This is a genomic window from Kumtagia ephedrae (assembly GCF_003012745.1).
GTDB classification, from domain to species: domain Bacteria; phylum Pseudomonadota; class Alphaproteobacteria; order Rhizobiales; family Rhizobiaceae; genus Kumtagia; species Kumtagia ephedrae.
This window is the reverse complement of sequence record NZ_PXYK01000010.1, coordinates 160098-184704: the sequence shown is the minus strand read 5'-3', so window position 1 is coordinate 184704 and position 24607 is coordinate 160098. Positions and strand designations below refer to the sequence as shown.

Sequence of the window (24607 nt, the reverse complement as noted above, 5' to 3'; positions counted from 1 at the left end):
ACTCGCGGCCCGTCGGCTCCTGCGTGGCGCGCGGCGGCGACACCAACGGCCCGGCGGCGGTCTATTCGATCGAGAAATATCTGGAATGGCTGAAGGCCTACGCGCCGCCGGAGGCGCAGGGCATGACCTTTGGCGAGAGCGGCCCGGTGCCGGCGCAGGGCGCGATCGCCCAGCAGATCTTCTGGTACACCGCCTTCACCGCCGACAGCGTCAAGGAGGGGCTGCCGGTGGTCAATGCCGACGGCACGCCGAAATGGCGCATGGCGCCGAGCCCGCACGGCGTCTACTGGAAGGACGGCATGAAGCTCGGCTACCAGGACGCCGGCTCGTGGACGCTGCTGAAGTCGACGCCGGACGACCGCGCCAAGGCGGCCTGGCTCTACGCCCAGTTCGTCACCTCCAAGACGGTCGACGTCAAGAAGAGCCATGTCGGGCTGACCTTCATCCGCCAGTCGACGCTCGACCACCCAAGCTTCACCGAGCGGGCGCCGAAACTCGGCGGGCTGATCGAGTTCTACCGCTCGCCGGCGCGGCTGCAATGGTCGCCGACCGGCACCAACGTGCCGGACTATCCGAAGCTGGCGCAGCTCTGGTGGCAGGCGATCGGCGACGCCTCGTCGGGGGCCAAGACCGCGCAGGAGGCGATGGATTCGCTGTGCGCCGAGCAGGAGAAGGTGCTCGGCCGCCTCGAGCGCGCCGGCGTGCTCGGCGACATCGGCCCGAAACTCGCCGACGAGCACGACCTCGCCTACTGGAACGCCGAAGCCGTCAAGGCCGGCAACCTCGCACCCCAGCTCAAGATCGACAACGAGAAGGAAAAGCCGATTACCGTCAACTATGACGAACTCGTCAAGAGCTGGTCGAAATAACAGCTTGCTGGAGGAAGCGGGGGGCTTCGGGCCCCCCGCTTGCTTGCCAAAAGGGTTTGCACCCATAATGTATCCGGCGGAGGTGCCGACATGCCGGCTGAAAAGCGGACACCCGAGGGTGCGTACAACGCGATGATCGAGGCGCTGCTCAATGGGCAGCGGCGGACAGTGATGCATCTTGAGACATTGGCCACGCGCGTCGACCAGCTGACCGGCGAGATGGTCAAGTTCTCCCGCAACCAGATCCAGTTGCGGAGCGACGTCGGCGATATTCGCGGCGAGATAGGCGAATTGCGGGCTGACGTCGACCGCCGCTTCGAGGCGATCGACCGGCGGTTCGACGCGATCCTGGCGCGCCTCGATGAATCGGATGCGGCGGCGGACAAGAATGCGGACGATATCCGGAAAATGCGCATCGAACTCACGAGCCAGTACAACGACATTCTCAATGCCCTGCAGTCCGGGCACCAGGCGAAGCTGGACATCGACGAGATCAACGCGCGGCTGGACGAACTGGAACGGCGCGCCGGTCTCAAATAGCCATTCTCCCTCCTCCAAAATGCTTCCTCGCCTGCGGCGCTCTTCGCCACGGCCGCTCTCGACAGGTGTTTGATGTCCAGCTTCATCCTCGCCATCGACCAGGGCACCACCTCCTCGCGCGCCATCGTCTTCGGCGGAGCGATGAAGCCGGTCGGCATCGGCCAGAAGGAGTTCACCCAGCATTATCCCGCCTCGGGCTGGGTCGAGCACGATCCCGAGGAAATCTGGTCGAGCGTCGTGGCGACGGTGAAGGAAGCGCTGGGCAAGGCGAAACTGACGGCGGCGGACGTCGCCGCCATCGGCATCACCAACCAGCGCGAGACCGTCGTCGTCTGGGACAGGGCGACGGGCAAGCCGATCCACAACGCCATCGTCTGGCAGGACCGCCGCACCGCCGAGCTCTGTGCGAAACTCAAGAGAGAAGGGCTTGAGCCGAAATTCTCGAAAAAGACCGGGCTGCTGCTCGATCCCTATTTCTCCGGGACCAAGATCGCCTGGCTGCTCGATCACGTGAAGGGCGCGCGCCGCCGGGCGGAGAAGGGCGAACTGCTCGCCGGCACCATCGACAGTTTCCTCGTCTGGCGGCTGACCGGCGGCAAGGTGCATGCAACAGACGCCACCAACGCCTCGCGCACGCTGCTTTACAACATCGCCGAGAACCGCTGGGACGCGGAACTGCTCGACCTGCTCGGCATCCCCGCCGCACTGCTGCCGGACGTCAACGATTGCGCCGACGATTTTGGAATCACTGAGAAATCACTGTTTGGCGCCGAGATCAGAATCCTCGGCGTCGCCGGCGACCAGCAGGCCGCCACCATCGGCCAGGCCTGTTTCGCGCCGGGCATGATGAAGTCGACCTACGGCACCGGCTGCTTCGCCCTGCTCAATACGGGAAGCGACATGGTGCGTTCGAAGAACCGGCTGCTTACCACCATCGCCTACCGCCTCGACGGGCGGACGACCTATGCGCTGGAGGGTTCGATCTTCATCGCCGGCGCGGCCGTGCAGTGGCTGCGCGACAGCCTGAAGATCATCGAGAAGTCGCAGCACAGCGGCGATCTGGCGGCGGAGGCTGACCCCGCCCAGCAGGTCTATCTCGTGCCGGCCTTCGTCGGCCTCGGCGCGCCGCACTGGGACGCGGAGGCGCGCGGCGCCATCTTCGGCCTGACGCGCAATTCGGGGCGGGCGGAGTTCGCGCGGGCCGCGCTCGAATCGGTCGCCTACCAGACCCGCGACCTGCTCGACGCCATGCGCAAGGACTGGAAGGCCGGCAACGGCAGGACCGTCCTGCGCGTCGACGGCGGCATGGTCGCGTCGGACTGGACCATGCAGCGCCTGGCCGACATCCTCGACGCGCCGGTCGACCGGCCCACGGTGCTGGAGACCACGGCGCTGGGCGCGGCCTGGCTCGCCGGCTCGAAGGCCGGGGTGTGGCCGGCGGCCGAAAAATTCGCGGAATCCTGGGCGCTCGACCGCCGCTTCGAGCCGGCGATGGAGGCTGCCGTCCGCCACGCCAAGCTGAAGGGCTGGCGCGATGCCGTGCGCAGGACGCTGACGCGCGGCTGATTTTCGGGGCGACCTTGCCGAAAACGGTATGGTTTTGCCTCCGAAAATTGCGGAAACCGGGAGAAAAGGTCCCGCCGTTTCGAGCAAAAACGGAGATGCTCCGGCAAAGAAAAACCCGCGCCGGTCGTCAGCGCGGGTTTTTCGTCGCAGCGGAACAGTCGCTCAGCTATAGGGCGAGAAGCACTGCTGGCGCGGGCCATTGTAGGGCTGGAACGTGTTGTCGTAGGCCCGGTACGACCGGTAGCGGTTGTAGCACCACTGGGTGTGGGCATCGCCACCGTCGCGATAGACCTCGCGGGCAGGCGCGTTGGCGATGGCGCCACCGATAAGGGCGCCGGCAACGAAAGCGGCGGCCGGATACCAGTAATCGCCATAGCGGCGATAGCCCGGGCGATAGTCCCGGTAGCCGCGATAGCCGCGATAATAGCCGCCACGATCCCGGCGGAAATCGCGGCGGGCCTCGCGGCGGTCACGCCGCCACTCCCGGCGATCGCGCCGGAATTCCCGACGATCCCGCCGGAATTCCCTGCGGTCGCGGCGCCATTTGCGGGCATCCTGCACCTTGACGACGTCGCCGTTTACCTCGGCCCCGGCCTTGGGCACATAGGCCGGCGCGGCACCGGCCGGAAGCAGGCCCGTCACCGTCACCGCCAAGGCGAGGGCGGTGGCGCAGAGCCCGGATAGGAATTTCTTCATGACGATCTCCTCATGAGGACGTTTCTGTCCCTTTCGGCCGAAAAACGGGACGGCCGGCGCTTTGTTCCGCCATGGCAAAACTCTTCGTTGAGGCCGAACTAAGGCGGCAACGGCCAATCTACACCATTGCTGCACGCCGCAGTATCCCATTCCCGTCGGTGCAACCGCGGGTTTGTATGTGGCGCAGGATCGTGTCCGCGTCAAATCGGCAAGAGAGCCTGGAGGCAGGGGCGTTCGCCGCGCTCACGCGGCCCCGTTCCGATAGACGAAATAACGGTCCTCGCGCGTGCCGGCCGGCAACGGCAGCGATTGCGCGCCGGCGAGGTCGAGCGGCAGGTCGGAGAGCACGATGGCGCCGGGGGCGAGCGCCGGCGGCAGCAGCCGGCTGACCAGCGCGCTCATGGCGGTGTTGTGGGCCTCGCCATAGGAGCCCAGGTCGCTGTGGGCCAGCACCACCTGACCGGCGAAACGCGCCGCGGCGGCGGCGAGACGGTCGCCGATATCGCCCAGCAACAGCCGGTCGGCAGGCGGCGTGCAGTCGGCAAAACAGTCGACCTCGCGGTCGAAGACATAGATGTCGCGGCCGGGCAGGTAGCTGCGCAGATGGTCGTAGGTGCGGCCGTGCCCCAGCCCCATCTCGAAGACGATGCCGGGACGGTTCCCGATCTCCCGAAAAGCCCAGCCGAGGCAGCGGTGCTGGGCTTCCAGCCGGAACAGCAGTCTTTCGAGGCGCGTCGGCTCCGGCATCGCTGCCTCCATCTGCAAATCAGCAGGGATCATCAGCATGGCGGCGATGCCCGATCAAGCGCTTGTGAACTATCTGAACAGGAGCATCGCCGCCAAGGCGCCCGCCAAAGCGATCAGCAGCAAATCGGCCGCCCAGTACAGGCGCAGCGCCTGGCGGATGTCGTCTGCCTTCGCCTCGCGGCGGCCGCCCTCACCCATGACCGCGTCCTGGACGGCGACCCCGCCATAGACGCGCGGCCCGGCCAGCGCCAGGCCGAGCGCGCCGGCCATCGCCGCTTCCGGCCAGCCGGCATTGGGCGAGCGGTGCTTTTTCGCGTCGCGGCGCAGCGCCCGCCAAGCGGCCGCGGCATCGGCGCCGGGCACCAGCAGGGCGGCGGCAACGATGAGCAGCGCGGTGAGGCGCGAGGCCGGCAGGTTGACCAGGTCGTCGAAGCGCGCCGCCGCCCAGCCGAACGCCTGGTAGCGCGGCGTGCGGTGGCCGATCATCGAATCGGCGGTGTTGGCGGCCTTGTAGGCGGCGCCGCCGGCGAGCCCGCCGACCCCCAGCCAGAAGCTAGGTGCGACAATGCCGTCGGAGAAATTCTCGGCAAGGCTCTCGATCGCGGCGCGGCTGACGCCGGCCTCGTCCAGCCGCTCGGGATCGCGCCCGACGATTTTCGACACGGCGGCCCTCCCGCCCGGCAGCCCGTCGCGGTCGAGCGCGTCGGCCACCGCCTTCACATGGCTCGCCAGGCTGCGTTGGGCGATCAGCGTGCTTGCCAGGATGGCCACGCCGACGATGCCCAGCGGCAGCGCCAGCAGCAGCGCCTCGACGGCACAGGCAATCGCGGCTGGGATGCCGACGAGAAGCGCCAGCGCCACGCCGCCGAGAATGCGGCGCGCCGTGTCGGAAAGGGCGGGGCGGTTCAGGCCGCGATCGAGCAGGGAAATGAGCTGGCCGATCCAGATGACGGGATGGCCGATTGCACGGACGATGCGGTCGGGGTAACCGACGGCGAGTTCCATCAGAAGCGACAGGAAGGCGAGCAGGGCGGACATGACGCTTGCGGGAAGGATCGGACGGGTGGACGACCACGGCGGCAGCCTGGGACGGGCGCACGCGCTGTTTCCGCACGCGCCAAAACCCTGGGTCGACCTGTCGACCGGGATCAACCCGCACTCCTATCCGCTTTTCGACCTGCCCGCCACAGCCTTCACCCGCCTGCCGGAGCCTGGCCGCCTCGCCGAGCTCGCGCGCCTCGCCGCCACCGCCTATGGCGCGCCCGGCCCGGCGAATGTCGTTGCAGCGCCCGGCACGCAGATCCTGCTGCCGCAGGTGGCGGCACTTGTGCCGCCCGGCCGGGCGAGGGTGCTCGGGCCGACCTATGCCGAGCACGCCCGCGCCGCCGCGCTCGCCGGTCACGCGGTGGAAGAGGTGCGCGACATCGAAGCGCTCGCCGGGGCGGATCTTGCCGTCGTGGTCAATCCCAACAATCCCGACGGACGCATCGTCCAGCGGGACGTCCTGCTCGATCTTGCCGCCGCTCTGGCGCGGCGCGGCGGATTGCTGGTCGTCGACGAGGCCTTCATGGATGTCGGTCCCGCCGAGCACAGCCTTGCCAGCGATGTCGATTCGCCCGGTCTGGTCGTGCTGAAATCCTTCGGCAAGTTCTTCGGCCTTGCCGGCATCCGGCTCGGCTTTGCGCTGGCGGAGCAAAGGCTTGCGGACCGTCTTGAAAGCGCGCTGGGCCCGTGGGCGGTGAGCGGGCCGGCGCTGGAGATCGGCATCCGCGCCCTCGCCGACCGCGACTGGCAGCACGCCATGCGGGCACGGCTGCAGGCAGAAGCGGTGCGGCTCGACGCGCTGCTCGGCCGCTTCGGCATCGCCGTAGAGGGCGGGACCTCGCTCTACCGCTTCCTCGATCTGCCGGAAGCCGGCGGCCTCTTCACCGTCCTCGGCGGGAACGGTATCCTGCTGCGCAATTTCTCCTGGAGCCCGGCCGCGCTGCGCTGCGGCCTGCCGGCCGGCGAGGCAGCCTGGGCGAGGCTGGAGCAGGCGCTCGCCTTGTGGAAAGATGCGGGTGCAAAAAGGATGAAGGAATTGCGGCCGTGATCTATGTCTGCCCGCTGTCGCGCATCGACGAGACCGTTTCGGCCTGCGGCGGAGGCTGGCTCCTGTCGCTGCTGGCCGAAGGCACCGGCGTGACGCGGCCAGCGTCGATCGCCGCCGAGCGCCACCTGCATCTGTCCTTCCACGACATTGCCGAGGCGCAGGAGGGGCTTACGCCGCCCGGCGAAAGTCATGTGCAGGCCGTGCTCGACTTCGCCCGCGGCTGGGACCGCAGCAAGCCGCTGGTCGTGCATTGCTACGCCGGCATCAGCCGCTCGACCGCCAGCGCCTATATCATCGCCGCCGCGCTGGCGCCGCACCGCGACGAGGCCGAGCTTGCCACGACGCTGCGGAAGCTGTCGCCGTCTGCCACGCCCAATCCGCGGCTGATCGCGCTGGCCGACCGGATGCTCGGTCGCGACAACCGCATGGTCGAGGCGATCCGCTCGATCGGCCGCGGCGCCGAGGCGTTCGAGGGCGTGCCGTTCCGCCTTGACATCGACGCGTGAGCGCCGGCCGCCGATATGGCGGTGGTTGCGCCCGGCGGTTGCGGATCAGGAGATGCAGGTCGCGAGCGAAGCGGTGCGCACGTCGCGCAGAAGCCGCACGAATCCGTCGGCCTGGTGCTCGGCGGTCAGCCGGCCCTTCTCGGCCGTGGCGATTGAGGCGTCGCCGACCACGCCATGCGGGTTCAGATCCGTGGCGATCCAGGCGAAGGCATGCGTGCCGGTCTGGCGCAGCAGGGCGAACTCGCCCTCGGCGCGGGCGACGCTGGAGACGAAGTTTTCGGCCTTGCCCATGTCGACGAGGTCCGGCCGGAAATGCAGCATCAGCGAGGTCTCGACGTCGCCGCCATGGATGCCGTGGCGATCCTCCAGCTCGGTATACATGCCGGCCGGCCGGCCGAAGCGCTGCCAGCTCGTCTTCACCGCCAGCATGTCGAAGCGCACGCGCAGCTCGCGGGTGACGATGCCCATCACCTCCTCGTTGCCGCCATGCGAATTGACGACCACCAGCTTTTTGACGCCGGCCCGCGCGATGGAGGCGCCGAGTTCGGTCCAGGCCTCAATCAGCACCGGGGCCGGCAGGGTGAGCGTGCCCGGCGCGTACAGATGCTCGTTCGACTTGCCGACCGGCTGGACGGGCAGGATGCGGATGTCGAGATCCTCGGGCAACCGGGCAATCAGCGTCTCCAGCATGCCCTCCATGATGGTGGTGTCGGTCGACACCGGCAGATGCGGCCCGTGCTGTTCGATCGCTGCCACCGGAAGCACCGCTATCGTCGCCTCGGGATCGATCGAGGCGTATTCGGTCGTGCGGTAGTCGCCCCACCAGACGCGTCTGCTTGCTGTCGTCACGGCCAACCTCGTCGAAATGCCGGTGTCGCTCAGGCGAGGTCATAGGCCAAGCCGGCGGCTTTTGTAAGGGTGCGGCGATCCCTGGCGTTTCCCGCCGGCGACGGCGCCCTATCTTGGGGAGGGAACGGCAACGTCACGGGAGGCTGAGATGACTGCTGTCTGGCTGGGAGCGCTGCTGGTCGTCGCCGGCGTCGTCTACATGGCGTGGGCCGCGACGCGGCGCGGGCGCATGAGCGATCCGCATCCGACGCCGACCGGGACCACGCTGGAGCCGGCGCGCCGCGGCGTCGGCTTTCTGGGCCTCAAGCCCAACTGGCCCGGCGTGCTGATGATCGCCGCCGGCGCGATCCTGCTGTTGGGCGGGCTGCTGTAGCCGCTTGTCAGCCGGCGGCAGTCACCTCCACCTCGACCTTGAACTCCGGCCGGGTGAAGCCCGCCACGATCATCAGGGTCGAGGCCGGCGCCGGCTCGGCGAACAGCCGGTCGCGGACGTCCATATAGGGCCGCATGTGGGCGCGGTCCGTCACGTAGGCGTTGATGCGCACGATGTTTCCCAAACCCATTCCGGCTTCCGCCAGGATGGCGGCGATGTTGGAAAAGCAGAGCTCGGCCTGCGCGCCGGCATCCTCCGGCACCACATCGTCGGCGCCGATGCCGAGCTGGCCCGAGCACAGCACCAGCCGCTTTCCGGCCGGCACCTCGACGCCATGGCTGTAGCGGGCGAAAGGCGGCCGGATGCTCCTGGGGAGAAGGTGCTTCAGCATGCCGACCTCCATAGTCCCGGCGACCCGATCGTTGCAGTGCCTAGCGCAGCCGCTTCGGCTTGGGATCGGCGAGCTGCCCGGCGAGCCGCTTGTCGAGATAGTCTGCGCATTCGTCGATCAGCAGCTGCGGATCGTTGGAGAAGAAGTGGTTGGCGCCCGGCAGCGTCTTCTGCGTGATGGTGATGCCCTTCTGCGTGTGCAGCTTGTCGACCAGCGTCTGCACATCCTTGGACGGCGCGACCTTGTCGGAATCGCCGTGGATGATCAGCCCGGACGACGGGCAGGGCGCCAGGAAGGAGAAGTCGTAGGTGTTCGGCTGCGGTGCGACCGAGATGAAACCCTCGATCTCGGGACGCCGCATCAGCAGCTGCATGCCGATCCAGGCGCCGAAGGAATAGCCGGCCACCCAGCAGCTCTTGGAATCCGGATGCAGCGACTGGATCCAGTCGAGCGCCGCGGCTGCGTCGGACAGCTCGCCCATGCCGTGGTCGAATTCGCCCTGGCTGCGGCCGATGCCGCGGAAATTGAATCGCAGCGTCGTGAAATTGCGCTTCTGGAAGATGTAGAACAGATCGTAGACGATCTTGTTGTTCATCGTGCCGCCGAATTGCGGATGCGGATGCAGGATGATCGCGATCGGCGCGCTCTTCTCGGTCGAGGGCTGATAGCGGCCTTCCAGGCGGCCCGCGGGACCGGCGAAAATGACTTCGGGCATTCCTTACTCCACATTCCGACTTTGCCGTCGGCCGCCGGCGACAACCGGGGCTTCGGCCTTGACGCGGGGGGCGCGTCTACCTAAAAGCTAGTTTAGAACCGTTCAAAACTGACAGACGGGCAATTTGTCGGGTAGATAGGATGTCTTGCGGCGCAAGTTCAAGGAAATTGCGACGCGATCCGATTTGCCTGATCCAAGCCGGGTGACGATGGCCGAGCCGCGAGCCTATCTCGACTACAATGCCAGCGCGCCGCTGCTTGCCGCGGCGCGGGCGGCCATGCTTGCCGCGCTCGACGGCGCCGGCAACGCCTCGTCGGTGCATGCCGAGGGCCGCGCCGCGCGGCGGCTGGTCGAGGCGGCTCGCGCCGACGTCGCCACGCTTGTGGGAGCGAAGGCCGAGCACGTCGTCTTCACCTCCGGCGCCACCGAGGCGGCATCGACGCTGCTCACGCCGGACTGGCGCATGGGACGCAGCCCGCTGCGGGCATCGCACCTTTATGTCTGCGCCGCCGATCACCCCTGCATCCTCTCCGGCGGCCGCTTTCCGGCGGAGCGCGTCAGCCGGATCGGCGTCGGCGGCAACGGCATGCTCGACCTGGCCGGACTGGCGGCCGCGCTTGCCGCGCATGACCGCCAGGAGGGATTTCCGCTGGTGGCTGTGCACGCGGCCAACAACGAGACCGGCGTCATCCAGCCGATTGCCGAGGCCGCACGGATCGTCAAGGCCGCTGGCGGCGTTCTCGTCGTCGATGCCGTGCAGGCGGCGGGGCGTATTCAGCTCGATATCACGAACAGTTGCGGCGACTTCCTCATCCTATCCGCGCACAAGATCGGCGGCCCGAAAGGGGCGGGAGCCTTCGTCGGCGTTTCCGACCTGATGATGCCGGTTCCGCTGGTGAGCGGCGGCGGCCAGGAAAAGGGCTTTCGCGCCGGCACCGAGAATATAGCGGCGATCGCCGGTTTCGGCGCGGCGGCGCGCGAGGCCTTTTCCGGGCTCGACCGCATCGACGCCGTGCTGGCGAAGCGCGAGCGGATCGAGGCGGCGATCCTCGCAAACGTGCCGGACGCTGAAATCTTCGGACGGGCGGCCGAGCGGCTTGCCAACACGGTGTTTTTCGCCATACCGGGCGTCAAGGCCGAGACGGCGCAGATTGCATTCGACCTCGCCGGGATCGCGGTTTCGGCCGGCTCCGCCTGCTCGTCGGGCAAGGTCGGGCCGAGCCATGTGCTGAAGGCCATGGGGATCGGGCGGCCGGAAGGCGGGCTGCGCGTCTCCATCGGCGAGGCGACCGGCATGGCCGAGATCGAGCGCTTCGACAAGGCGCTGGTGGTCGCGGCGCGCCGCAGCGCCGCCTCGCGCGCCGCCTGAGCGCGCACGTCCTGGACTTGCGACACGATGGCCTTGGCCCGTGAATGTCGCGCCGGACACACTATATGAGGGCTACGCCGCCTGGCGGTGCCATAGTTTGAAAACGGTCGGGCCTTTAACCCGGCATGGATGGAGAACGCGATGCCTGCTGTGCAGGAGACGATCGAGCGGGTCCGCAAGATCGACGTCGATCAGTACAAATACGGATTCGAATCGATCATCGAGGTGGACAAGGCCCCCAAGGGCCTGTCGGAAGACATCATCCGCTTCATTTCGGCCAAGAAGGACGAACCGGACTGGATGCTCGAATGGCGCCTCGGCGCCTATCGGCGCTGGCTGACGCTGGAGGAGCCGACCTGGGCACGCGTCGACTATCCCAGGATCGATTTCCAGGACCTTTATTATTATGCCGCGCCGAAGAGCCAGTCCGGCCCGAAGTCGCTGGACGAGGTCGACCCGGAGATCCTCAAGGTCTACGAGAAGCTCGGCATTCCGCTGAAGGAGCAGGAGATTCTCGCCGGCGTCCGCAAGGAGCCGAATGGCGAGGACGTCGAGGCCGGCGACAATGTCTACAAGTCGGGCCGCGTCGCTGTCGACGCCGTGTTCGATTCGATCTCGGTCGTCACCACCTTCAAGGAGGAGCTGGCCAAGGCCGGCGTCATCTTCTGCTCGATCTCGGAGGCGATCCGCGAGCATCCGGAGCTGGTGAAGAAATATCTCGGCTCGGTCGTGCCGGTCACCGACAATTTCTACGCGACGCTGAATTCGGCGGTGTTCACCGACGGCTCCTTCGTCTTCGTGCCGAAGGGCGTGCGCTGCCCGATGGAGCTCTCCACCTATTTCCGCATCAACGAGAAGAACACCGGCCAGTTCGAGCGCACCCTGATCATCGCCGAGGAGGGGGCCTACGTCTCCTATCTCGAAGGCTGCACGGCGCCGCAGCGCGACGAGAACCAGCTGCATGCCGCAGTGGTCGAGCTGATCGCGCTGGACGACGCCGAGATCAAATATTCGACGGTGCAGAACTGGTATCCCGGCGACGCCCAGGGCAAGGGCGGCATCTACAACTTCGTCACCAAGCGCGGCGACTGCCGCGGCGACCGCTCGAAGATCTCGTGGACGCAGGTCGAGACCGGCTCTGCGATCACCTGGAAATATCCAAGCTGCATCCTGCGCGGCGACGATTCCCAGGGCAATTTCTATTCGATCGCCGTGTCGAACGGCTACCAGCAGGTCGACAGCGGCACCAAGATGCTGCATCTCGGCAAGAACACCAAGAGCCGCATCATCTCCAAGGGCATCGCCGCCGGCTTTTCCCAAAACACCTATCGCGGCCAGGTCAACGTGCACCGCAAGGCGGAGAATGCGCGCAACTTCACCAATTGCGACTCGCTCTTGATCGGCGACCGCTGCGGCGCGCACACCGTGCCCTACATCGAGGCGAAGAATTCCTCCGCTAAGCTGGAGCACGAGGCGACCACCTCGAAGATCTCCGAGGACCAGAAGTTCTACGTGATGCAGCGCGGCATCCCCGAGGAGGAGGCGGTGGCGCTGATCGTCAACGGCTTCGTCAAGGACGTCATCCAGGAACTGCCGATGGAGTTCGCCGTCGAAGCGCAGAAGCTGATCGGCATCAGCCTTGAGGGGAGCGTGGGGTGATTGGTGCCAAGCTCGTCATTCCGGGCCGCGAAGCGGAACCCGGAATCCCGAGCGTGAAAGTCGAGGACAAGATGCGCATTCGGGTTGCAGATAACTGGACTTGGCACGGCGCGCTGGATTCCGGGTTCTGCTCCGCGGCCCCGGAATGACGGAAATGGATAGCGAAAGACAAGACCAATGCTTGAGATCAGAAACCTTCACGCCCGCATCGCCTCGACCGGCACGGAGATCATCCGCGGCCTCAATCTCACGGTGAAAGCCGGCGAGGTCGCCGCGATCATGGGGCCGAACGGGTCGGGCAAATCGACGCTGTCCTATGTGCTCGCCGGCCGCGACGACTACGAGGTCACCGAGGGCGACATCCTCTACAACGGCCACTCGGTGCTCGAGATGGACCCGGCCGAGCGCGCCGCCGCAGGCATCTTCCTCGCCTTCCAGTACCCGATGGAGATCCCGGGCGTCGCCACCATGGAGTTCCTGAAAGTGGCGCTCAACGCCCAGCGCAAGGCGCGCGGCGAGGAGCCGCTGAAGGTGCCGGACTTCCTGAAGCGCGTGAAGGAAGCGGCGGCCTCGCTGGAGATGGACATCGCCATGCTGAAGCGGCCGCTCAATGTCGGCTTCTCCGGCGGCGAGAAGAAGCGCGCCGAGATTCTGCAGATGAAGCTTTTGGCGCCCAGTCTGTGCGTGCTCGACGAGACCGATTCCGGCCTCGACATCGACGCGCTGAAGATCGTCGCCGATGGCGTCAACGCGCTGCGCGCTCCCGACCGCGCCTTCCTGGTCATCACCCACTACCAGCGGCTGCTCGAGCACATCGTGCCGGACACCGTGCACGTCCTCTACCGCGGCCAGGTGATCAAGTCGGGCGACAAGACGCTGGCGCATGAGCTGGAGGCCAACGGTTATGCCGGGATCATCGAAGAGGCGGCATAGGTGTCGATCATGAACATGCATGCAACACCGCAGCGCACCCAGGCCGAGACGGCACTCGTCGAGGCGTTCGCCGCGCGCCTGTCGGAACTCCCCGGCGACGGCGCGGTCATGGTCAAGCGCGACGACGCCATCGAGGCGATCAAGGACGGCCTGCCGACCCGCCGGGTCGAGGCCTGGCACTATACCGACCTGCGCCGGCTGCTGACCTCGGTGCCCGACCACGACCCCACCGCCAATCCCAAGCCGCTGGTGCCGGTGATCGAGGGTTCGGAGGTTCTCAGCCTGCTCAACGGCGTCGTGCGCGGCAAGGCGCCGGCTCTGGACGGCGTGACCTTCCAGAACCTTTCGGACAAGCTGACCGACGGCAGCTTTGCCCAGGCGCTCGACCCGCTGGACGCGGACGACGCCATCGGCTTCCTCAACACGGCCTTCGTCAGCGACGGCTGGTTCGTCGACATCGCGCCCGGTGCGAAGATCGAGGCGCCGATCGAGCTGCAGAACCTGCAGGCCGGCGGCCAGACGCATGTGCGCCTGCCGGTGCGCGTCGGCGCCGGCGCCAGGGCGACCATCGTCGAGCGCCAGGCCGGCAGCGGCGCCGCGCTCGCGTCCTCCGTCAGCAATCTCTCGGTCGGCGACGGCGCCGACGTCGTCTGGCTGATCGTGCAGGAGCAGCCGGAGACGGCGACCCATCTGGCGCAATTCAACGCCGAGCTCGGCAAGGACAGCAGGCTGACGCTGTTCGTCATGAATGCCGGCGGAAAGCTGGTGCGCCAGGAGATCCGGGTGAAGGTGGCCGGTGCGGGCGCCGACTTTCAGCTGCGCGGCGTCAACCTGCTCGCCGGCGACGGCCACACCGACGTCACAATGGTGCTCGACCACGCCGCCGCCAACACCGGCTCGCGCGAGCTGGTGCGCAACGTCGTCACAGGCAAGGCGCGCGGCGTCTTCCAGGGCCGCATCAACGTGCACCAGCTTGCGCAGAAGACCGATGCAAAAATGGCCTGCAACACGCTGCTGCTTTCCGACGACGCGGAATTCTCGACAAAACCGGAGCTGGAGATATTTGCCGACGACGTGCAGTGCGGCCACGGCGCCACCGTCACCGAGATCGACCGCAGCCACCTGTTCTACCTGATGGCGCGCGGCATCGACGAGAAGACCGCGCGCGGCCTGCTGGTGAAGGCCTTCGTCGCCTCGGTCATCGAGGAACTGGACAACGAGGCGCTGGTCGACGCGCTGGAAGCGAAGCTGGACACCTGGTTCGCCGAGCATGGCTAGCCTGCCGACATCACTCGACCATTGCGTCATCCACGTCTCCGACTGGGAGCGGGCGCGAAAATTCTATGTCGATGTCATCGGCGCCGAGGCGATCCCGCGCCAGGGCGGCTACATGTTCCGGCTGGGCGACCGCCAGCTCAACTGCCATGGCAAGGGCGTCACCGCCGACCCGGTGGCAAGACTGCCGGTCCAGCCGGGAAACAGCGACCTCTGCTTCCGCTGGCACGGGCCGATCGCCGATGCCGTCGTCCACCTGAACGAGCAGGGCGTCGCGATCGAGCTCGGCCCGGTTCCGCGCTTCGGCGCGTCAGGCGACGGGACCAGCGTCTATTTCGGCGATCCCGACGGGTCGCTGATGGAGTTCATCAGCTACGACGGGTGACCGTCGCGGCATCGATTTGACCGGCAGTTTGCCGCGCGGGCGGGCCGGCATTGGGCAGAATGCGTATGGACCAGAAAGTGACTTCAGCACCCTACGACGTCGAGGCGATCCGCCGCGACTTCCCGATTCTTGCCCGGGAAGTCTACGGCAAGCCGCTGGTCTATCTCGACAACGGCGCCTCGGCGCAGAAGCCGAAGGTGGTGCTCGACACCATCCAGCACGCCTATGCGAGCGAATACGCCAACGTCCATCGCGGCCTGCATTTTCTGTCCAACGCCGCCACCGACGCCTATGAGAAGGCCCGCGAAAGCGTCCGCCGTTTCCTCAACGCCGGCAGCGTCGAAGAAATCGTCTTCACCTCCAACACGACGGCGGCCATCAACACCGTCGCCTACGGTTTCGGCATGCCCAACATCGGCGCCGGCGACGAGATCGTCCTGTCGATCATGGAGCATCACTCCAACATCGTGCCCTGGCATTTCATCCGGGAGCGGCAGGGCGCGAAGCTCGTCTGGGTGCCCGTCGACGACCTCGGCGAGCTGCATCTGGAGGATTTCGAGAAGTCGCTGACCGAGCGGACGAAGCTGGTCGCCATCACCCACATGTCGAATGCGCTGGGCACGATCACGCCGATCAAGGAGATCGTCAGGATCGCCCACGCGCGCGGCATCCCGGTGCTGGTCGACGGCAGCCAGGCGGCCGTGCACCTGCCGGTCGACGTGCGCGATATCGACTGCGATTTTTATGTCTTCACCGGCCACAAGGTCTACGGCCCCTCCGGCATCGGCGTGCTCTACGGCAAGAAGCACATGCTGGAGGCGATGCGCCCCTTCCAGGGCGGCGGCGAGATGATTTTCGACGTTACCGAGGACACCGTCACCTACAACGACCCGCCGCACCGCTTCGAGGCCGGCACGCCGCCGATCGTCCAGGCGATCGGGCTGGGGGCTGCGCTCGACTACATGGATTCGGTCGGCCGCGACCGCATCGCCGCGCATGAGGCCGATCTCAAGGCCTATGCCCATGAACGGCTGCGCGCCATCAACTCGCTGCGCATCTTCGGCGACGCGCCAAACAAGGGCGCCATCGTCTCCTTCGAATTGCAGGGCATCCACGCCCATGACGTGTCGATGGTCATCGACCGGCAGGGCGTGGCGGTGCGCGCCGGCACCCATTGCGCCCAGCCGCTGTTGAAACGCTTTGGCGTCACCTCCACATGCAGGGCATCGTTCGGCATGTACAATACCCGCCGGGAGGTGGATATTCTGGCCGAGGCGCTGGAAAAAGCGCGAAAATTCTTCGGGTGATGACCATGGAAGATTCTGCCGCCCCGACCCCTGCCGAACCCGGCGCCGACGCTCCGGCGTCGACCTCGGTCATTCCCGCCGACGAGCTGGCGCGCATCACCGACGACATCGTCTCGGCGCTGAAGACGGTCTACGACCCCGAAATCCCGGCCGACATCTACGAGCTCGGCCTGGTCTACAAGATCGACATCGAGGACGACCGCTCGGTCAAGATCGACATGACGTTGACCGCGCCCGGCTGCCCGGTGGCGGGCGAGATGCCGGGCTGGGTGCAGGACGCCGTCAGCACCGTCGAAGGCGTCTCCGGCGTCGACGTCAACATGGTGTTCGACCCGCCATGGACCCCCGACCGCATGTCGGAAGAGGCGCAGGTGGCGGTGGGGTGGTATTAGGCCCGTTGTAGGCTGACATCGGAGGGGCAATGTCGGACGAAACGCCTCCATCGGCTGCGGTCGTTGTGAGATGGGGCGATGATATCATCGACGCCCTGGATGAGCCGTCCAGGTATCACGCGGAGATAGCGGCACTTCCTGCTGCGATCGCAAATGTCATCTGCGTGGAGTTGCTGGACTGGCAGGTTCGGAACGGGGGCTTCCATCAGTACTTCTTCAACTCGTATGGGATCACGATAAACGGCGCGATCCGTGGGTTTGAGGCTATGGGACTGCCGCAGTGCGCGGAAATAGCACGGGCAGCCCGCGATCGGTTTGGGCAATCCTTCCCTGAGGATCGAGGGGATCGCATTGGCTGGGTTGGCGATGTGGGCCATCGGAAGACGATGAATTTCGACGAACTGGATGGGGCGTATTATGCGCTTGATAGGAAAGAGATTTATGCTGTTTTGGATTTATACGCTACCGCCGCGATGAAAGGCCGCCTGCAATAGCTTCATCTTGCAAACAGGTTTTGGCCGGACGAGGACGGACCGACCGCCATCAGTCCTCCGGCTCGACGAGTTCCTCCACCGGCATTTCCAGCGCCTTGGCGAGCCGCATCCACAAAGCGATGTCGCCCGTGCGTTTCCCGTTCTCCAGGTCGGAAAGGTAGTTCTGCGCGATGCCGATCTCGGCTGCGAGCTGCGCCTGGGTGAGACCGCGAAACTTCCGCCAGAAGGCGAGGGGGGATGGTGCTTCGGCGAAAGCCAGGGCCTGTCCCGGCGTGAGGCCGGGCACCTTGCCGCGGCGATAGTCGGCGAGCGCCTTGGCATGGTCCGCCGCATCGCGCAGTGATTCCAGCTCCGCACGCGGCAGGATTGCCATTTCGTCGCCGCCGGGTGATGTGAAGTAGACGATCTTGTTCATCGATCCTGCTCACTCATAGACGGAGCCTCGCGGTCCGATCTTGGTCACGATGATCTCCGTGGCGGTTTCCTCGAAGACGATGCGATAGTCGCCGATCCGCAGGCGCAGGGCCGTCGATCCGGCAAGCGCCTTCACATTGTTGGCCTGCCCAGCGGGATCGACCGCATAGGCCTCGATCTTGGCAAGCAGGCGCGCCGCTTCGGTTCGGTGCTTACGCAGCGCCTTCGCCGCCGGAGGCAGGATCACCACGGCCTTCATGGCTGTATTTATCGCAATTCGCGATGTTTCGCAATTGGACCAAAACGCTGCAAACCGTGGGGAACTTGCGCCGGGGCCGAATCTTCACCATCTTAAGGACAGACAGTTTCCGCGGGCCTTTAACCCGCGCGAGATGGAGAATGCCGAATGGGACGTTTCGCCGTCATATCCCTGACCGACCAGGCAGCACACCGCGTGCGCGAGATCGTCGACACGCGCGACAGCGCCACGGGCATCCGCCTCGGCATCAAGAAGGGCGGCTGCGCCGGCATGGAATATACGATCGATCTGGTGACCGAGCCGAAACCGGGCGACGACCATGTCGAGCGCGACGGCGCCCATGTCTATGTCGCGCCGGAGGCGGCACTGTTCCTGCTCGGCACCGAGATGGATTTCGAGACGACGACGCTCAGGACCGGATTCACCTTCCGCAACCCGAACCAGAGTTCGGCTTGCGGCTGCGGCGAGTCGGTCGAGCTGAAGCCCGCCGACCTCAAGGCGCTGGCCGAGGCGCGGGCGTCGGCCTGAAATCCAGACGCAGCTTACTCGGTTCCGTGGCCGAGTCCTGCCGCGGCGGCAGTGGAAAAACCGTACCTCGGGCATTCCATCGTCAGCATCTGTCAGGATTATTTTCCTGAAATCTATCCCCGCTCCTTCGGACGGAGCGATCATTGCGCCGCCTGTATCGGAAGGAGGCGGCGGTGGACTGGGATGCGGGATCGGCGCGAGGAGATAAAGCAAACGGTCCCGGGAGGAGCCCGGCGTTTCCTGCGGCAATTTACGCAATACGCCGCAACGGCTTGCATTTCCGGCATTCCCCCTCTATATGCCGCGCCATTCCACACACGGACTTTGGTGTCTGTCCGGGAGAAATCCGGCGGAGACCTCCGGTGGCGAGCGGAAATCGTTCCAATCGCCTTTGTCCGTGGAGGCCAACCGGAAAGGACCTTTGAATGGCTCTGCCTGATTTCAGCATGCGCCAGCTTCTCGAAGCTGGTGTTCACTTCGGCCACCAGACCCACCGCTGGAACCCGAAGATGGCGCCCTACATCTTCGGCGCCCGTAACAACATCCACATCATCGACCTGTCGCAGACGGTGCCGCTGCTCGACCAGGCGCTGAAGCAGGTGTCCGACGTCGTGTCGCGCGGCGGCCGCGTGCTGTTCGTCGGCACCAAGCGCCAGGCCTCCGACATCGTTGCCGACGCCGCGCAGCGCTCGGCCCAGTATTACGTCAACTCCCGCTGGCTCGGCGGCATGCTGACCAACTGGAAGACGATCTCCAACTCGATCTCGCGCCTGCGCAAGCTCGACGAACTGCTCGCCGGCGAGGGCAGCGGCTTCACCAAGAAGGAGCTGCTTAACCTGCAGCGCGAGCGCGAGAAGCTCGACAAGGCGCTGGGCGGCATCAAGGACATGGGCTCGACGCCCGATCTGATGTTCGTGATCGACACCAACAAGGAGGCGATCGCCATCCTCGAGGCCAAGCGCCTCGGCATCCCGGTCGTGGCGATCATCGATTCCAACTGCGATCCGGACAAGGTCGACTTCCCGATCCCGGGTAATGACGACGCGGCGCGCGCCATCCAGCTCTACTGCGACCTGATCGCCAAGGCTGCGATTGACGGCATCGCCCGCCAGCAGGGCGCGTTCGGCGTCGACATCGGCGCTGCGGAAGAGGCTCCGGTCGAGCCGACCCTGGAGGAAACGCCCTCCGAGGGGTCGGCCCAGGCCTGAGGCCTCTCCACGGGCTCCGCGGAGCCCGCCCGCCACAAACTGGGCACGCTTGTCGTGCCGGCGTCAGGCGCATCGTCGATACTTCGATGGTGCGCCAGCGCATTTTGAACGAAGAGGCAAAGATGAGCATTTCTGCTGCACAGGTTAAGGAACTCCGCGAGATCACCGGCGCGGGCATGATGGACTGCAAGGCGGCGCTCGCCGAGACCAATGGCGACATGCAGGCCGCCGTCGACTGGCTGCGCGCCAAGGGCATCTCCAAGGCCGACAAGAAGGCCGGCCGCACCGCCGCCGAGGGCCTGATCGGCATCGATTCGGGCCTGCGCGAGGCGGTCGTGGTCGAGGTCAACTCGGAGACCGACTTCGTCGCCCGCAACGTCGCCTTCCAGGAGATCGTCACCAACGTCGCCAAGGTCGCGCTGGCGTTCGGCCCGGACACCGACGCCGTCGCCAACGCGAAATATCCCGGCTCCGACAAGTCGGTCGCCGAGACCATCAAGGACGCGGTCGGCACGATCGGCGAGAACATGAGCTTCCGCCGAGCCGCAAAGCTGTCGGTGCCGCACGGCTCGGTCGCGACCTACGTGCACAACGCCGTGGCCGACGGCCTGGGCAAGCTCGGCGTGCTGGTGGCGATCGAGACGGCCGGCGATGCCGAAGCCGCCAAGGCGTTCGGCCGCCAGGTGGCGATGCACGTCGCCGCGACCAACCCGCTGGCGCTCACCGCCGAGGAGATCGATCCGGCCGTGGTGGCGCGCGAGAAGGCGATCTTCACCGAGCAGGCGCGCGAATCCGGCAAGCCGGAGAACGTCATCGAGAAGATGATCGAGGGCCGCATCCGCAAGTTCTACGAGGAAGTCGTGCTGCTGAAGCAGGCCTTCGTGATCAATCCCGACCTCACCGTCGAGAAGGCGCTGAAGGAGGCCGAGAAGGAGATCGGCGCGCCGGCCAGGATCAGCGGCTTCGTGCGCTTCGCGCTCGGCGAGGGCATCGAGAAGGAAAAGTCGGACTTCGCGGCGGAAGTCGCGGCGGCCGTCAAGAAGTAACGTCCGGAACCACCGGAGCCGTTCCGGAGGGGCCGCACGCTTCGCGCTGCGGCCCCTCTTTCGTCTTCGGCGCCGCGCCACACCGTGACATCGGCGCGGCGCTCCTGTATCGGAACAGCCCGGCCCGCCCGTGACGGCGGAGCCAGGCGCGAGCCCGGCGCCTTCCGGGGGCGGAGGATGCCAAGATGCCTTCATACGAGCTCCTGCTCGCCTTCTTCGTCACCACGGCCATCTTCGCCTACATCCCCGGGCCGGCGATGCTTTATGCCGCCGCGCGCACGATGGCGGGCGGGCGCGTGGCCGGCCTGATGGCGACGCTCGGCATCCATCTCGGCTGCTATGCGCATGTCTTCGCCGCGGCGGCCGGGCTGTCGGTGCTCTTCCATGCCGTTCCGCTGCTCTACACCGCCGTCAAGATCGCCGGCGCCGCCTATCTGGTGTGGCTCGGCATCAGCCAGTTGCGCCGCAAGGTGCAGGGCGACGTCGACGTGCCCGCGCTGCGGCCGGCCTCCGGCCGCCGGGCCTTGCTCGAAAGCGTCCTGGTCGAGGTCCTCAACCCGAAGACCGCGATCTTCTTCGTCGCCTTCCTGCCGCAGTTCATCGACCCCTCCGCCGGCCTGCCGATCTGGATGCAGTTCGTCATCCTGGGCACGATCGTGAACCTGATGTTCTCCTCGGCCGACGTCGTCTGCGTCTTCCTGGCCGGCGCGCTGGTGAACCGGCTGAAGCGTTCGGGACGCGTCCAGCGCATGGTGCAGTGGGCCGGCGGCGGTCTGCTGGTCGGCTTGGGCGTGCATCTGGCGCTGCAGAGGAACTGATCGCGCGAGGCGGGCGGATGCAACGCCCTGTTAAATGCGTCGATGCCCGACGCGCGGGCCACAGTGACATCGCGACTCCCTTCGTGTATCCGGAAGCCGCACGCACCCTTCGGTCCTGGCGGCGGACGGGGTCGGTTGGACGGTCCCGGCGCGGCGGCCGGATTTGCGAGACATTTTGAGGATTTGATGGCCAAGCCCCTTTATCGACGCGTCGTGCTGAAGGCTTCGGGCGAGGCGCTGATGGGCGAGCAGCATTTCGGCATCGACGTCTCCGTCGTCGACCGCATCGCCTCCGACATCGCCGAGGCGCGCGCACTCGGCGTCGAGGTCGGCGTGGTGATCGGCGGCGGCAACATCTTTCGCGGCGTCGCGGTGGCGTCCAAGGGCGGCGACCGCGTCACCGGCGACCACATGGGCATGCTGGCCACCGTCATCAACTCGCTGGCGCTGCGCACCTCGCTGGTCAAGATCGGCGTCGACGCGGTCGTGCTGTCGGCCATCGCCATGCCGGAACTGTGCGAGAGCTTCTCGCAGCGGCAAGCGACCGCCTACATGAACGCCGGCAAGGTCGTGATCTTCGCCGGCGGCACCGGCAATCCTTTCTTCACCACCGATTCGGCCGCGGCGCTGCGCGCCGCCGAGATCGGCGCCGACGCGCTGTTCAAGGGCACCCAGGTGGACGGCGTCTACTCCGCCGACCCGAAGAAGGATCCGACCGCCGTCCGCTACGACCGCATCAGCCATGCCGAGGTGATCAAGAACAACCTCGCCATCATGGACACGGCGGCAATTGCGCTTGCGCGCGAAAACAACATCCCGATAATTGTGTATTCGATCCACGAAAAAGGCGGGTTCGGCGAGATTCTGACTGGCGGGGGTCACTGTACCGTCGTCGCCGATTGAGGTGCCGGCCGCAAGATCGACAGTGGATCAAGGAGTGAGACGATGACCAACGGGGCGAATTTCAACGACATCCAACGGCGCATGGACGGCGCGGTGGCCGCTTTCAAATCCGACCTCGCGTCGCTGCGCACCGGCCGTGCCTCGGCCAACCTGCTCGATCCGATCACCGTGTCGGCCTACGGCACGACCATGCCGATCGCCCAGGTGGCGACGGTCTCGGTGCCCGAGCCGCGCATGATCTCTGTGTCCGTCTGGGACAAGCAGATGGTCGGCGCCGTCGACCGCGCCATCCGCGAATCCAATCTCGGCTTCAACCCGATCATGGACGGCACCACGCTGCGCATCCCGCTGCCGGAGCTCAACGAGCAGCGCCGCAAGGAACTGGTCAAGAAGGCCCATGAATATGCGGAGAACGCCAGGGTCGCGGCCCGGCACGTGCGCCGCGACGGCATGGACCACCTGAAAAAGGCGGAGAAGGACGGCGACATCAGCGAGGACGATCACCGCAAGCAGTCGGAGCGCGTCCAGAAGATGACCGACGACACCATCTCGACGATCGACAGCCTGCTCGCCGGCAAGGAAGCCGAGATCATGCACGTTTGAGGCGCTTCTCGGGGGAACGGGCCTAAAGACGATATGACTACGCCCGCGCATGTCGCGATCATCATGGACGGCAACGGCCGCTGGGCGAAGGCGAGGGGCCTGCCGAGACTTGCCGGGCATCGCGCGGGCGTCGAGGCGCTGCGGCAGGCGGTGCGCACCGCCTCGGACCTCGGCATAGGCTGGCTCACAGTCTACGCCTTCTCGTCGGAGAACTGGTCGCGCCCGCAATCGGAGGTGAGCGACCTGCTCGGCCTTCTCAAGCTGTTCATCCGCCGCGACCTCGCCGAACTGCACCGCGCCGGCGTGCGGGTGCGGGTGATCGGCCAGCGCGACGACCTCCAGGCGGACATCCGCATGCTGCTGGAGGAAGCCGAGACGCTGACGATCGCCAACCGGGCGCTCAACCTGGTGATCGCCTTCAACTACGGCAGCCGCGACGAGATCGTGCGGGCCGTGCGCAGGATCGCGGCCGACGTGGCCGATGGCAGGCTGAGCGCCTCGGCCGTGACGCTGCAGACGGTGTCGGCGGCGCTCGACACCAGCGGCATACCCGATCCGGACCTGGTGATCCGCACCAGCGGCGAGATGCGGCTTTCGAACTTCCTCCTCTGGCAGGCCGCCTACAGCGAGCTGGCCTTCCTGCCGTGCTACTGGCCGGATTTCACGCCCGAGCTGTTCAAGGACACGCTTCGCCAGTTCGGCACGCGCGAGCGCCGCTTCGGCGGGCTCGTCGAGCGCGATCCCGTCTCCAGCAGCGCGTGACCGCGGGATGAGCAACCTGCAGCTCAGGGTGATCTCGGCGATCGTGCTCGCCGCCGTCGTGCTCGCCGTCACCTGGTGGGGCGGGCTGCCCTTCCGCCTGCTGTCGGCCTTCATCACGCTCGCCGTCTTCTACGAGTGGTCGCGCATGGCGCGGCCCGCGACGGCTGCGGGCTGGCGCATCGGCGGGCTCGGCTTCCTGCCGGAAGCCTGCGTCCTGGCTTTTGCGGTCGCTCTGGTCGCCGCTCTGCCGGGCCTCCTGCTGATCGGCTTCGTCGCGGCGCTGGGCGTCCTGCTGGCGGTCCTGTCGGCGATGCGCGTCGGCGATCAATGGGAGAGCGCCGGCTTCGCCTATGCCTGCCTCTCCGGCCTGTCGCTCGCCCTGCTGCGCGGCGGCGATATGGCCGGTCTGCTCGCGATTCTCTTCCTGTTCGCCGTCGTCTGGTCGACGGACGTCTTCGCCTATTTCGTCGGCCGGGCCGTCGGCGGCCCGAAACTCGCCCCGTCCATTTCGCCAGGGAAGACGCGCAGCGGCGCGCTCGGCGGCCTCGTCGCCGGCATCGTGACCGGGCTGATCGTCTGCCTGGCAGTGGGCGTCGCCTCGCCATGGCTGCTGGTGCTTGTCGCCGCACTGCTGTCGATCGTCTCGCAGGCGGGCGACCTGTTCGAATCCTGGGTCAAGCGCCGGCACGGGGTGAAGGATTCGGGCTGGATCATCCCGGGGCACGGCGGCGTCATGGACCGAGTCGACGGCCTCGTCGCCGCGGCCTTCGCGCTTTACCTGATCGGCTGGCTGCTGGGCGGCGCCGACCGGCCGGCACAAGGGCTGTTTCCCGGATGAGGCATACTGGATTAGCTGCGGCGAGGCGCCGCACAGTCTTTGATTTGCCGCCATCCCGCCGTAGAAGGGC

General features: G+C 66.6%; 30 protein-coding genes. 22 read left to right on the top strand and 8 right to left on the bottom strand.

The features are described 5' to 3' along the window. From C7I84_RS12665 to glpK, 3 genes are all read left to right on the top strand, one after another. The coding region (locus tag C7I84_RS12665) for a type 2 periplasmic-binding domain-containing protein (RefSeq protein WP_133170091.1) at positions 1 to 869 on the top strand (869 nt) is incomplete at its 5' end. A 90-nt stretch (positions 870 to 959) separates the two neighbouring features. Continuing rightward, on the top strand, positions 960 to 1409 hold the full coding sequence (locus tag C7I84_RS12660) for a hypothetical protein (protein WP_133170090.1): 450 nt from the start codon (positions 960 to 962) through the stop codon (positions 1407 to 1409). A 72-nt stretch (positions 1410 to 1481) separates the two neighbouring features. Continuing rightward, complete coding sequence (gene glpK / locus C7I84_RS12655; protein WP_106772541.1) at positions 1482 to 2975, top strand: glycerol kinase GlpK; 1494 nt, start codon at positions 1482 to 1484, stop codon at positions 2973 to 2975. 162 nt (positions 2976 to 3137) lie between these two features. On the opposite strand, the gene C7I84_RS12650 is transcribed toward glpK, so the two are convergent. From C7I84_RS12650 to cbiB, 3 genes are all read right to left on the bottom strand, one after another. Further along, positions 3138 to 3671 carry a BA14K family protein gene (locus tag C7I84_RS12650; protein WP_106772540.1) on the bottom strand — a complete coding sequence of 178 codons (534 nt, stop codon included), beginning with the start codon at positions 3669 to 3671 and terminating at the stop codon, positions 3138 to 3140. A gap of 243 nt (positions 3672 to 3914) precedes the next feature. Continuing rightward, the gene (locus C7I84_RS12645) at positions 3915 to 4418 is read right to left on the bottom strand and encodes a class I SAM-dependent methyltransferase (protein ID WP_165816058.1); all 504 of its coding nucleotides are present in this window, start codon (positions 4416 to 4418) and stop codon (positions 3915 to 3917) included. 69 nt (positions 4419 to 4487) lie between these two features. Next, the gene (cbiB, locus tag C7I84_RS12640; RefSeq protein WP_106772538.1) at positions 4488 to 5456 is read right to left on the bottom strand and encodes an adenosylcobinamide-phosphate synthase CbiB; all 969 of its coding nucleotides are present in this window, start codon (positions 5454 to 5456) and stop codon (positions 4488 to 4490) included. Between cbiB and cobD the strand changes: the two genes are divergently transcribed. Continuing rightward, positions 5455 to 6510, top strand: a complete 1056-nt coding sequence (gene cobD, locus C7I84_RS12635) for a threonine-phosphate decarboxylase CobD (RefSeq protein ID WP_106772537.1) — start codon at positions 5455 to 5457, stop codon at positions 6508 to 6510. The genes cbiB and cobD overlap by 2 nt on opposite strands. Further along, positions 6507 to 7016 carry a tyrosine phosphatase family protein gene (locus C7I84_RS12630; protein WP_106772536.1) on the top strand — a complete coding sequence of 170 codons (510 nt, stop codon included), beginning with the start codon at positions 6507 to 6509 and terminating at the stop codon, positions 7014 to 7016. The genes cobD and C7I84_RS12630 overlap by 4 nt, the downstream gene beginning before the upstream one ends. A gap of 45 nt (positions 7017 to 7061) precedes the next feature. Here C7I84_RS12630 and C7I84_RS12625 read toward each other — a convergent pair whose 3' ends face one another. Beyond that, positions 7062 to 7865 carry a creatininase family protein gene (locus C7I84_RS12625; RefSeq protein WP_106772535.1) on the bottom strand — a complete coding sequence of 268 codons (804 nt, stop codon included), beginning with the start codon at positions 7863 to 7865 and terminating at the stop codon, positions 7062 to 7064. A gap of 148 nt (positions 7866 to 8013) precedes the next feature. Here C7I84_RS12625 and C7I84_RS12620 point away from each other — a divergent pair, with 148 nt between their 5' ends. Then, on the top strand, positions 8014 to 8238 hold the full coding sequence (locus C7I84_RS12620) for a hypothetical protein (RefSeq protein WP_106772534.1): 225 nt from the start codon (positions 8014 to 8016) through the stop codon (positions 8236 to 8238). A 7-nt stretch (positions 8239 to 8245) separates the two neighbouring features. On the opposite strand, the gene C7I84_RS12615 is transcribed toward C7I84_RS12620, so the two are convergent. Then, positions 8246 to 8629 carry a RidA family protein gene (locus tag C7I84_RS12615; RefSeq protein ID WP_106772566.1) on the bottom strand — a complete coding sequence of 128 codons (384 nt, stop codon included), beginning with the start codon at positions 8627 to 8629 and terminating at the stop codon, positions 8246 to 8248. A 40-nt stretch (positions 8630 to 8669) separates the two neighbouring features. After that, complete coding sequence (locus tag C7I84_RS12610; RefSeq protein ID WP_106772533.1) at positions 8670 to 9344, bottom strand: alpha/beta hydrolase; 675 nt, start codon at positions 9342 to 9344, stop codon at positions 8670 to 8672. 208 nt (positions 9345 to 9552) lie between these two features. Between C7I84_RS12610 and C7I84_RS12605 the strand changes: the two genes are divergently transcribed. From C7I84_RS12605 to C7I84_RS12570, 8 genes are all read left to right on the top strand, one after another. Further along, the gene (locus C7I84_RS12605; RefSeq protein ID WP_106772565.1) at positions 9553 to 10713 is read left to right on the top strand and encodes a cysteine desulfurase family protein; all 1161 of its coding nucleotides are present in this window, start codon (positions 9553 to 9555) and stop codon (positions 10711 to 10713) included. Between the two features lie 141 nt (positions 10714 to 10854). Further along, positions 10855 to 12372, top strand: a complete 1518-nt coding sequence (sufB, locus tag C7I84_RS12600) for a Fe-S cluster assembly protein SufB (RefSeq protein ID WP_106772564.1) — start codon at positions 10855 to 10857, stop codon at positions 12370 to 12372. A 177-nt stretch (positions 12373 to 12549) separates the two neighbouring features. After that, positions 12550 to 13305 carry a Fe-S cluster assembly ATPase SufC gene (gene sufC, locus C7I84_RS12595; RefSeq protein ID WP_106772532.1) on the top strand — a complete coding sequence of 252 codons (756 nt, stop codon included), beginning with the start codon at positions 12550 to 12552 and terminating at the stop codon, positions 13303 to 13305. A gap of 9 nt (positions 13306 to 13314) precedes the next feature. Continuing rightward, the gene (sufD, locus tag C7I84_RS12590; protein WP_106772563.1) at positions 13315 to 14583 is read left to right on the top strand and encodes a Fe-S cluster assembly protein SufD; all 1269 of its coding nucleotides are present in this window, start codon (positions 13315 to 13317) and stop codon (positions 14581 to 14583) included. Next, entirely contained in the window at positions 14576 to 14965 is a 390-nt protein-coding gene (locus C7I84_RS12585; RefSeq protein ID WP_106772531.1) for a VOC family protein, read from the top strand. The genes sufD and C7I84_RS12585 overlap by 8 nt, the downstream gene beginning before the upstream one ends. Positions 14966 to 15030: 65 nt before the next feature. Then, positions 15031 to 16272 carry a cysteine desulfurase gene (locus C7I84_RS12580; protein ID WP_106772530.1) on the top strand — a complete coding sequence of 414 codons (1242 nt, stop codon included), beginning with the start codon at positions 15031 to 15033 and terminating at the stop codon, positions 16270 to 16272. Positions 16273 to 16277: 5 nt separating this feature from the next. After that, positions 16278 to 16664, top strand: coding sequence for an SUF system Fe-S cluster assembly protein (locus C7I84_RS12575; RefSeq protein WP_106772562.1), 387 nt, complete (start codon positions 16278 to 16280; stop codon positions 16662 to 16664). A 29-nt stretch (positions 16665 to 16693) separates the two neighbouring features. Then, positions 16694 to 17158: a DMP19 family protein gene (locus tag C7I84_RS12570; RefSeq protein ID WP_106772529.1), complete on the top strand. Its 465-nt coding sequence runs from the start codon at positions 16694 to 16696 to the stop codon at positions 17156 to 17158. 49 nt (positions 17159 to 17207) lie between these two features. Here the strand turns inward: C7I84_RS12570 and C7I84_RS12565 are convergent, their stop codons facing one another. Then, positions 17208 to 17573: a helix-turn-helix domain-containing protein gene (locus C7I84_RS12565; RefSeq protein WP_106772528.1), complete on the bottom strand. Its 366-nt coding sequence runs from the start codon at positions 17571 to 17573 to the stop codon at positions 17208 to 17210. 9 nt (positions 17574 to 17582) lie between these two features. Beyond that, complete coding sequence (locus C7I84_RS12560) at positions 17583 to 17831, bottom strand: type II toxin-antitoxin system RelE family toxin (protein ID WP_106772527.1); 249 nt, start codon at positions 17829 to 17831, stop codon at positions 17583 to 17585. Positions 17832 to 17978: 147 nt separating this feature from the next. Between C7I84_RS12560 and sufA the strand changes: the two genes are divergently transcribed. The 8 genes from sufA to C7I84_RS12520 all read left to right on the top strand — a co-directional run bounded on the left by sufA (position 17979) and on the right by C7I84_RS12520 (position 24537). After that, the gene (gene sufA, locus C7I84_RS12555; protein WP_106772526.1) at positions 17979 to 18359 is read left to right on the top strand and encodes a Fe-S cluster assembly scaffold SufA; all 381 of its coding nucleotides are present in this window, start codon (positions 17979 to 17981) and stop codon (positions 18357 to 18359) included. 425 nt (positions 18360 to 18784) lie between these two features. Beyond that, a complete protein-coding gene (gene rpsB / locus C7I84_RS12550; protein ID WP_106772525.1) occupies positions 18785 to 19567 on the top strand; it encodes a 30S ribosomal protein S2 in 783 nt (260 codons plus the stop codon). Positions 19568 to 19689: 122 nt separating this feature from the next. Beyond that, positions 19690 to 20613, top strand: a complete 924-nt coding sequence (gene tsf, locus C7I84_RS12545) for a translation elongation factor Ts (RefSeq protein WP_106772561.1) — start codon at positions 19690 to 19692, stop codon at positions 20611 to 20613. A gap of 185 nt (positions 20614 to 20798) precedes the next feature. Continuing rightward, positions 20799 to 21431 carry a LysE family translocator gene (locus C7I84_RS12540; protein ID WP_106772524.1) on the top strand — a complete coding sequence of 211 codons (633 nt, stop codon included), beginning with the start codon at positions 20799 to 20801 and terminating at the stop codon, positions 21429 to 21431. Positions 21432 to 21614: 183 nt separating this feature from the next. Next, on the top strand, positions 21615 to 22334 hold the full coding sequence (gene pyrH, locus C7I84_RS12535) for a UMP kinase (protein WP_106772523.1): 720 nt from the start codon (positions 21615 to 21617) through the stop codon (positions 22332 to 22334). A gap of 42 nt (positions 22335 to 22376) precedes the next feature. Then, positions 22377 to 22937 carry a ribosome recycling factor gene (frr, locus tag C7I84_RS12530; protein ID WP_106772522.1) on the top strand — a complete coding sequence of 187 codons (561 nt, stop codon included), beginning with the start codon at positions 22377 to 22379 and terminating at the stop codon, positions 22935 to 22937. A 33-nt stretch (positions 22938 to 22970) separates the two neighbouring features. Next, positions 22971 to 23699, top strand: coding sequence for an isoprenyl transferase (locus tag C7I84_RS12525; protein WP_106772521.1), 729 nt, complete (start codon positions 22971 to 22973; stop codon positions 23697 to 23699). A gap of 7 nt (positions 23700 to 23706) precedes the next feature. Further along, complete coding sequence (locus tag C7I84_RS12520; protein ID WP_106772520.1) at positions 23707 to 24537, top strand: phosphatidate cytidylyltransferase; 831 nt, start codon at positions 23707 to 23709, stop codon at positions 24535 to 24537. The last annotated feature ends 70 nt before the right edge of the window (positions 24538 to 24607 follow it).

Excerpts from the sequence above, each read along its gene's own strand:
- C7I84_RS12660 (WP_133170090.1), top strand. The coding sequence starts at position 960 with ATGCCGGCTGAAAAGCGGACACCCGAGGGTGCGTACAACGCGATGATC.
- glpK (WP_106772541.1), top strand. The coding sequence starts at position 1,482 with ATGTCCAGCTTCATCCTCGCCATCGACCAGGGCACCACCTCCTCGCGC.
- C7I84_RS12650 (WP_106772540.1), bottom strand. The coding sequence starts at position 3,671 with ATGAAGAAATTCCTATCCGGGCTCTGCGCCACCGCCCTCGCCTTGGCG.
- C7I84_RS12645 (WP_165816058.1), bottom strand. The coding sequence starts at position 4,418 with ATGCCGGAGCCGACGCGCCTCGAAAGACTGCTGTTCCGGCTGGAAGCC.
- cobD (WP_106772537.1), top strand. The coding sequence starts at position 5,455 with ATGACGCTTGCGGGAAGGATCGGACGGGTGGACGACCACGGCGGCAGC.
- cbiB (WP_106772538.1), bottom strand. The coding sequence starts at position 5,456 with ATGTCCGCCCTGCTCGCCTTCCTGTCGCTTCTGATGGAACTCGCCGTC.
- C7I84_RS12620 (WP_106772534.1), top strand. The coding sequence starts at position 8,014 with ATGACTGCTGTCTGGCTGGGAGCGCTGCTGGTCGTCGCCGGCGTCGTC.
- C7I84_RS12615 (WP_106772566.1), bottom strand. The coding sequence starts at position 8,629 with ATGCTGAAGCACCTTCTCCCCAGGAGCATCCGGCCGCCTTTCGCCCGC.
- C7I84_RS12610 (WP_106772533.1), bottom strand. The coding sequence starts at position 9,344 with ATGCCCGAAGTCATTTTCGCCGGTCCCGCGGGCCGCCTGGAAGGCCGC.
- C7I84_RS12605 (WP_106772565.1), top strand. The coding sequence starts at position 9,553 with ATGGCCGAGCCGCGAGCCTATCTCGACTACAATGCCAGCGCGCCGCTG.
- sufB (WP_106772564.1), top strand. The coding sequence starts at position 10,855 with ATGCCTGCTGTGCAGGAGACGATCGAGCGGGTCCGCAAGATCGACGTC.
- sufC (WP_106772532.1), top strand. The coding sequence starts at position 12,550 with ATGCTTGAGATCAGAAACCTTCACGCCCGCATCGCCTCGACCGGCACG.
- sufD (WP_106772563.1), top strand. The coding sequence starts at position 13,315 with ATGAACATGCATGCAACACCGCAGCGCACCCAGGCCGAGACGGCACTC.
- C7I84_RS12585 (WP_106772531.1), top strand. The coding sequence starts at position 14,576 with ATGGCTAGCCTGCCGACATCACTCGACCATTGCGTCATCCACGTCTCC.
- C7I84_RS12580 (WP_106772530.1), top strand. The coding sequence starts at position 15,031 with ATGGACCAGAAAGTGACTTCAGCACCCTACGACGTCGAGGCGATCCGC.
- C7I84_RS12575 (WP_106772562.1), top strand. The coding sequence starts at position 16,278 with ATGGAAGATTCTGCCGCCCCGACCCCTGCCGAACCCGGCGCCGACGCT.
- C7I84_RS12570 (WP_106772529.1), top strand. The coding sequence starts at position 16,694 with ATGTCGGACGAAACGCCTCCATCGGCTGCGGTCGTTGTGAGATGGGGC.
- C7I84_RS12565 (WP_106772528.1), bottom strand. The coding sequence starts at position 17,573 with ATGAACAAGATCGTCTACTTCACATCACCCGGCGGCGACGAAATGGCA.
- C7I84_RS12560 (WP_106772527.1), bottom strand. The coding sequence starts at position 17,831 with ATGAAGGCCGTGGTGATCCTGCCTCCGGCGGCGAAGGCGCTGCGTAAG.
- sufA (WP_106772526.1), top strand. The coding sequence starts at position 17,979 with ATGGGACGTTTCGCCGTCATATCCCTGACCGACCAGGCAGCACACCGC.
- rpsB (WP_106772525.1), top strand. The coding sequence starts at position 18,785 with ATGGCTCTGCCTGATTTCAGCATGCGCCAGCTTCTCGAAGCTGGTGTT.
- tsf (WP_106772561.1), top strand. The coding sequence starts at position 19,690 with ATGAGCATTTCTGCTGCACAGGTTAAGGAACTCCGCGAGATCACCGGC.
- C7I84_RS12540 (WP_106772524.1), top strand. The coding sequence starts at position 20,799 with ATGCCTTCATACGAGCTCCTGCTCGCCTTCTTCGTCACCACGGCCATC.
- frr (WP_106772522.1), top strand. The coding sequence starts at position 22,377 with ATGACCAACGGGGCGAATTTCAACGACATCCAACGGCGCATGGACGGC.
- C7I84_RS12525 (WP_106772521.1), top strand. The coding sequence starts at position 22,971 with ATGACTACGCCCGCGCATGTCGCGATCATCATGGACGGCAACGGCCGC.
- C7I84_RS12520 (WP_106772520.1), top strand. The coding sequence starts at position 23,707 with ATGAGCAACCTGCAGCTCAGGGTGATCTCGGCGATCGTGCTCGCCGCC.